This is a genomic window from Bradyrhizobium frederickii (assembly GCF_004570865.1).
In the GTDB taxonomy this organism is placed as follows: domain Bacteria; phylum Pseudomonadota; class Alphaproteobacteria; order Rhizobiales; family Xanthobacteraceae; genus Bradyrhizobium; species Bradyrhizobium frederickii.
In genome coordinates, this window is record NZ_SPQS01000067.1 from 1 (window position 1) to 7,055 (window position 7,055).

At 57.3% G+C, this 7,055-nt stretch carries 6 protein-coding genes; all 6 read right to left on the reverse strand.

Going from position 1 to position 7,055, the window contains the following annotated elements:
* A partial coding sequence (locus E4K64_RS38770; RefSeq protein ID WP_167767821.1) for a transposase occupies window positions 1-214 on the reverse strand: 214 nt, incomplete at its 3' end.
* Window positions 215-595: 381 nt separating this feature from the next.
* Complete coding sequence (locus tag E4K64_RS38775) at window positions 596-1,591, reverse strand: LysR substrate-binding domain-containing protein (protein WP_135167592.1); 996 nt, start codon at window positions 1,589-1,591, stop codon at window positions 596-598.
* A 23-nt stretch (window positions 1,592-1,614) separates the two neighbouring features.
* Complete coding sequence (locus E4K64_RS38780; protein ID WP_126262200.1) at window positions 1,615-1,833, reverse strand: EscF/YscF/HrpA family type III secretion system needle major subunit; 219 nt, start codon at window positions 1,831-1,833, stop codon at window positions 1,615-1,617.
* A gap of 252 nt (window positions 1,834-2,085) precedes the next feature.
* Window positions 2,086-3,468, reverse strand: a complete 1,383-nt coding sequence (locus E4K64_RS38785) for an FHA domain-containing protein (protein ID WP_126262201.1) — start codon at window positions 3,466-3,468, stop codon at window positions 2,086-2,088.
* Window positions 3,465-5,558: a type III secretion system export apparatus subunit SctV gene (sctV, locus tag E4K64_RS38790; RefSeq protein ID WP_283810206.1), complete on the reverse strand. Its 2,094-nt coding sequence runs from the start codon at window positions 5,556-5,558 to the stop codon at window positions 3,465-3,467. The genes E4K64_RS38785 and sctV overlap by 4 nt, the downstream gene beginning before the upstream one ends.
* Window positions 5,559-6,438: 880 nt before the next feature.
* A partial coding sequence (locus tag E4K64_RS38795; RefSeq protein ID WP_135167593.1) for a DDE-type integrase/transposase/recombinase occupies window positions 6,439-7,055 on the reverse strand: 617 nt, incomplete at its 5' end.

A 7,055-nucleotide genomic window follows, 5' to 3' on the forward strand; every position in this document is an offset into this window, starting at 1 on the left:
TGCCGGCTTCCAGGAACTCCTTGGACCAACCGTAATACATCGAGGCGGCGATGCCTTCGCGGCGGCAGAGCTCGGAGATGTTCTCCTCGCCCCGCAGCCCCTCCAGCACAATACGGATCTTCTCTTCCGCAGAGTAATGCCGACGGGTCTGGCGCCGGATGTCCTTCAACACTTGTTCAGCCGCCGGCTTACGCGGCCCGGATTTCTGCTTCATCTTCGCTCCTGGTGGCTACGATGAACCAGAAATCCTCCTTCCGGAAAACCCTTCAATCTGTCTCAAGAGTGCTGACGGCGAACACTCATTGGCTGTTTTGTTATAGAGACAGGCCGCCACCGCCTCAAAAGCGTACTTCATCACACGAGAGGCCAAGCCGGGCGAGTTGCCGCTTTCGCGTGCTTGCTCTCCGTCACTGCATTTGGACCGTTGATTTGACCCACCAAGACCAGAAGTGACCTGGGAGTGGCAACACACTTCGACCATGGGTTTCGACCTGGCCCTGGCGTAACCATCAAGCCCTGTGATGCCATCCCGGTGCGTTGCGCCGCCTCAAACACCGTTCCCAGTGACCACTTGTATACGCGCTTCGTATCACCTCTAGTAGGTGAACCGCCGGCCACCGAATTGTCGCTCGGCAACCGTCTGGGCCTTGCCTTTTGAATCGAGATCAGGCATCGCAATCAGCTCGCACCCTGCACGAAGCACTTTTCCCACCTGCGCAATCAGCAAGGCGCTCACGGCTTCGGCGGCAGAGGCGAGGTCGCCAGAGGAGATGAGGCAGGCTGTCATATGGATCGGAGGATCTATAACGACGGGCCTCAGAGCTTCGTGGCCTGGAATGTCGGGAATGTCGCCCTTGGGCAGGATCGCATTTGCCAGACCGGCCCTAACAAAGGAGAGCGCACTGGCGAACGTGTCGACTTCTGCGACGCAGTTCGGCATCACGCCGGCCACTTCAAACGTCCGATCTAATGCGTTGCGAATTGTGTTTGGCCGCGTCGGCAATACAAGAGGGAGCTCGGCCATTTCCTCAAGCGAAACGGCGGGAGCGACTTCTCCCGTATCGGGAGGACGTACCAGGTGGAGACGCTGTTGAAAGAGTGGCTGGCGAGTAACACCTGAGGTGGGTTCATCCTCAAGCACAGCGCAGATATCAAGCGCTCCTGATGCGATGAGCGGCTTCATCTGAAGAGAGTCTCCCGTAACAAGATGGAGGCGTACTTCTGGGAGCGCAGTCCGGCTGGCTTCCATCAAGGCGCAGGCGAACGGAGCGGCGAGCGCCGAGGACATACCGAGCCTTACAGCAACTTCCGGTTTTCCTGCCGTAGAGCGGATGACGCTGCGCAGTTCGTCGACCTTCTGAAGAATGGACGTGGCCTCACGATAAAAGACCAGGCCCTCGCGAGTCGGACGAACGCCGCGTACGCTACGGTGCAGTAGCACGACGCCAAGCTCGGCTTCCAAGGCAGCCATCTGCTGACTCAGGGCCGGCTGGGCGACGTGGATCGTCACCGCTGCTTGGCAAAAACTACCAGCATCCACGATGCTCGTGAAATATCGGAGATGACGTAGTTGCATAAAGCTGGAAGACATAGCACCCTTGAATCGTCCGTAGTTCAGGCGATGTTTCGGATAATAGCGTTGAGCGCTTCGTGGACCGCTTTGATAACGGTCGAATTCAGGCTCAAGAGTGTCGTATGTGTATTCATTGAAATCTGAAGCTTGATCTGATCCATGGTGTCGTCCGGATTCATCGTCGCCATGTGACTTCTCAGGGCCCGCTCCGATGCCTCAACAGATCTGCCAAGCGAGCCACTTATAGTTCTGATATCCATTTCACCTCTCCAAGCCAGAGGATAGTGCGCTCTGCTGGCGCATCCATGTTCTACTGACAACTTCTGTTGCCGCACCTATTGCCTCGAGCAATGTGCATAATGAGTCAAAATGAGACCTCGTGACGCCGCTATCCATGTCACGTTTCAAAGATTGTCGCCAACTCTCGAACTCTCTCTCTAGGGCAGATAACTCGGCACCATCGATGTCGTCTACTAGCCGTTTCTGTAGGTCAAGCACGACCAGATGCTCGCTCACAGTTGACCCTCCTCTGCTATCCATTCCGGCTTGCTCGAATAGGGGACGTGCACGTCGGCCTCTCCGATACGCACAAGCATCCCCTCGCGTTCGATGAGAACGATCTTGCCGAAATGATCGATATTGTCCCCGACCTTTAAGCGGGATCCGTTCTCAAGGACGATAAATGGAGACCGGCCGAGGTGTACACCTCTCGCGAGCGGCAATACTACCCGCGAACAGTGTGCCTCGAGCCGAATGTGGGGCGCGAACTTCTCCTCGAAACGGGAAGCAACGGTCTGCCATTCGCTATAGCTGAGCGGAGTAAGCGTCCCCGAAACGAGGACGACGTCTGGCCTCACCACGATCCGAATCATGCGACGGAGTTCGGCTGTCGTCGCTGTCTCCAGAAAGGCTCGTGCACGGTCCGGAGTTGCGACGGTGTCATCAATTGTGCGGACCCCGGGAATATCCTGCTGCAGGTGGCGAAGGGCCGCTTTGACGACTGCATCGCTCGGGCCATATCCCGTTACTGATATCCCTTCGGGGCTCTCCACGCGAATACTCGCCTCGATGCCGAATGCGCGCATGACAGTCGCCGACAGGTCGATGACCTTTGCATCAGACAGCACAGTGGTGGTTGCCGATTTCGGTGTTATCTCTGCTGTTAGTCCGGCGTCGCGTAGAGCTGCTTTGATCTTTGTCGCCTCTGCAGCTACCAGGTCGCCGTCAATGATCAGGTTATCACCGGAAAGCGCGATGCTGAGCCCGCCTCCGACGTTCAAATCGCGAAGCACGTTCCTGGCAGTTTTGATCGGATCGGTACTCGGAACGGGGGCTAAGGTGAAAGAGGAAACAACACCCGCCACCCCGGCGCACGTTCCACAGACGATGATCAGGAGGCCGCAAGCGGCCGCGCCAAGGCGAAGTGGCCGACGTAGCGAGTTCACCCGAAGACCAGCTTCTCGACCGCCCGTCGATGGTTGTTCGGGAGCTGAGGGGGCATGCCCTGCCTGCGGCCTTCTACACTCGACCACGGAGTCGATCTCGGGAAAGCTGCCACCGGTCGGGCCGATGCAGAAAGTCGTCCGCCCAACCCGCACCGGAGTCAGTGGATTGAGGATCGTCGGGTGCTCTGTTAGACAATCACTCCCGCCGATGAGCACACCCGGTGCGAGTGCGGTGATCTGGATTCGCCCCGCCGCGATGACAATCCGAAGATGTGAGTCAACCAGTTCCGGATCTGCGAAGGTAAGGTCGTCAGCTTCATGGCTGCCGACTAGCCACGCTCCATCGTCGAGCAGCGTCTCGGCCCCCTTGTTGGGACCAGCTAGCACACGCAAGGACAGCTGGGTCTTTTCACCCGCGAGGACCTCCTGTTCTATGTTCACATTTGTCATTGCAGCGATATCCGTCCCAATGGCTGAATGGAGATATCGGGGGGAAGCTCCTGATAGGACAGCACTGGAAGTTCGTTGAGGTCGGTTTCGATGATCTTGCGAACGTATCGACGTACATCAATCGAAGTCAGCAGCACCGGCTTGTGCGGCGGCTGGTTGAGGTCGCCGATAGCCTCTCGTATCGCATCAATGATCTGACGTGTCGTTCGAGCGTCGAGGGCGAGATAGCTGCCGTCTGAGGTCTGTCGAATGGAATTGCGCACCGTCTCTTCCACCTCTGGCGTGAGAAGGTAGGCTGGCAACAGGTTCACGCCGATACAATACGGGGCACACAGTTGCCTCTTCAGCGCACAGCGCACATGCTCGGTCAAAAGGACAATGTCTTTTTCGTTCTGTGCCCGTTCGACCAGTGCGGCGAGGATGGTGCGCATGTTACGCAACGAAACCTCTTCCGAGATCAGTCGCTGAAAAACCTCTGAAATCTTCTGCAGAGGAGCCGAGCGCAGTACCTCCTTTACGAGTTCCGGGAGCCGCACCTCAATGTGGTTCAAAAGAGCTTTCGTCTCCTGGATTCCAACGAACTCGGCAGCATGCTTCCGCAGGATTTGACCGGTGTGGTAGCTAAGAATCTGAATCAATTCCAGGAACGGGATGTCGGCGGCGCGCAAAGATTCGCGATGTGTGACATTTACCCAGACCGTCTCGATCCGAGGAAGGAAGGGTTGATCCAGAACATATGGAATGCCCACTAGATCAAGGTTCTCGGGAGTATCACGTGCCAAAAGATGTTGCGCCCGCAGTCGTCCTTCACCACATGGTATCTCGTTTACCATGATGACGTACGCTCCATCCTTGCAGCTATCGTTGACCCGCACATTGATCGCTGGAAGAGGGACACCGAGTTCAAGGAGCAGGGCCTGCCGTTCTGCATCCAATGCTTTCTTGAGCAGATCGGGAGGGATGACCGCCTGAACGTCGCGGCCGACGTCGATCATCAGGGGCACCGTGAACGTGATGACGTCGTCGGCCGACCCGTCACCGTCGGTCGGCTCATCCGATGCCGTTAGGCGCGCTCCCCTTATCATCGAATAGCGACCCATTGGCGGAGCGGCCATCCGCCGATTACGCTGCAGTTGCCAGCCACCGGCTCCGACTACCAATGCCAAGCTCATGAAGATCGCCGTTGGAAAGCCAGGGATGAACGAAAAGAGGACGAGAATGAATGATCCGACAATAAGCGCACGCGGTTGTGCGCCGATCTCCTCGCCGATCTCATTGCCGAGATCCGCTCCAGCATTTTTGTCACCAACCCTCGTGACGATAAACCCGGCAGTAATCGCGGTGAAGAGAGCCGGTATCTGACCGACGAGCCCGTCTCCGATGGTCAGGATCGCATACACTTCGAGCGCCTCGTACAATCCCATTCCCTTTTGAAACGAACCAATCGCGATCCCGCCTATGATGTTCACGGCAATGCTAATCAAGCCTGCGATGGCGTCCCCCTTGAGAAACTTCATGGCGCCGTCCAGGGCACCGTAGAGCTGGCTCTCGCGCTCAATCGCAACGCGGCGCCGACTTGCCTCTCGGATATCAATGCTGCCGGCGCGCAAGTCGCCGTCGACGCTCATCTGCTTGCCAGGCATCGAATCCAGAGAAAATCGTGCGGCAACCTCAGCCACACGCTCAGATCCTTTAGTGATGACGACGAACTGGACAATTGTCATGATCAAAAAGGTGACCGCGCCGACCACGAGATTGCCGGCCACCACAAAGTCTCCGAAGGTCTTGATAATCTGGCCGGCGTCTGCACGAAGCAAGATTGTGCGTGTCGCGGCGATCCCAAGCGACAACCGAAAGAGCGTCGTCACCAGAAGCACCGACGGAAAGGAGACGAATGCAAGGGGGGATTTAATATAGATCGCCACCATGAGCAGGAGTGCCGAGAGTCCCAGGTTGAGTGCCTGTAGTACATCCATGAGGAGCGGCGGCATTGGAATGATCATCATGAAGATGATCGTGATCAGCAGCGCCACCAGAACAATGTCATTGCGACTGGTGGCGACCGTTCGGATTTTGTCGAGAAACGTCACACTAGCCATCCGCGCTGCGTCGTGTAGGTGCGTGACCGGCATGATCGATGCGACGAACCGCAATCAGATTCTCGCCTCGGCGCTGATCCTTGCAGAAGGCCCTGACTAATAGCCGTGACCTTGGAAATCGGGCTTCGCCGTCCCATGACGAAAGGTGGAAACCGCCTTGCATAGGCACCGACCTCCCCGCACTGTCCAGCGCGCGGCGGGGCGACACGCCGGTGGTGTTGAGATCGATTTGTCGCAGTCTAAGCAGCGATTCCCGGCGTAGCCTTGTTCTTGAGAAACTCGCCAAGCTTACGAAGTATGGTGGCGCAACGTATGCAGGTGGGTTCTCCAAGCATCGCTCCATATCGTCCCTTTCAATCTCCCGACGGTCGCCTTCCAAGCAGTGTCGTGGCAGGAAGCCAACAATAGTGTTCCCGCCCTCGGAAGGATTGGAGATGCGCGGACGCTGCCGTGGGACAGCCACCGTTGGTCCCCTCGCTACCCCCGAGCAAGTACGGATTCTCCAGCTGATATCATCGTTTTGCCGGAACATGCCGCCATCTCCCAGTCTTGATTGATCACGGTTCGATAAACCGCAGCGGCGGTTTGGAAGCCTCATTTCAAGATCAGTTCGACCTTGTGCGGAGGAAGCAACTATCGTGCCGAGGCTGCTCTCGAAGGAGGAGGCCTATCTTCAGCGGGATGCGAGCGTGGCCGGCGCTTAATGACCGGAATTTAAATGCAGTCCATGAATCACCCGAGTTGGGTCATCGGACTTTAGTCTCGTCACGATGCCATGACCATGGAACGACATTTACTGTCCGTCGTCAGATGATTTGAGACTGATCAGGCGTTCTGCGAAGGGAGGCTCTGGCTCATCAGGGGTTAGAGTTTAAGCGGCCTGCAGACGATGCTGCAAGCGACGATTTGCAATGGTGTCGCGCTTGATGCGCTGACGTTCGGCCAGGATTGTCTCTGCTCTGCCGAAGTAGACATCGGCCGGTGTGAGATTGTCGATGCTCTCATGGTAGCGAACGTGATTGTAGTGCTCGACGAAGGCACTGATCTGTCGTTCGAGATCGCCGGGTAAGTAGTAGTTGTCGAGCAGGATGCGGTTCTTCAGCGTCTGATGCCAGCGCTCGATCTTGCCCTGGGTCTGGGGATGATACGGAGCCCCGCGCACATGTTGCATGTCTTTGCCCTTGAGCCAGCTGGCCAGATCGTCCGCGACGTAGCTCGATCCGTTGTCGCTCAGAAGCCTCGGCCGCTGCATGACGGTGATGTGGTCGAGGCCGGAAGCTGCGAGCGCCTGGTCGAGCGTCGCCGTGACGTCGGAGGCGCACATCGTCGGCCCCAATCTCCAGGCCACGATGTAGCGCGAGAAGTCGTCAAGGACGGTCGACAGATAGTACCAGCCCCAGCCGGTGATCTTGAGGTAGGTGAAGTCGGTCTGCCAGAGCTGATTGATGGCCGTGGTCTTGTCCTTGAACTCGTCCGCGGCCTTGATCA

Coding starts and splice junctions, on each gene's coding strand:
- E4K64_RS38775 (WP_135167592.1), bottom strand. CDS start 1,591: ATGTCTTCCAGCTTTATGCAACTACGTCATCTCCGATATTTCACGAGC.
- E4K64_RS38780 (WP_126262200.1), bottom strand. CDS start 1,833: ATGGATATCAGAACTATAAGTGGCTCGCTTGGCAGATCTGTTGAGGCA.
- E4K64_RS38785 (WP_126262201.1), bottom strand. CDS start 3,468: ATGACAAATGTGAACATAGAACAGGAGGTCCTCGCGGGTGAAAAGACC.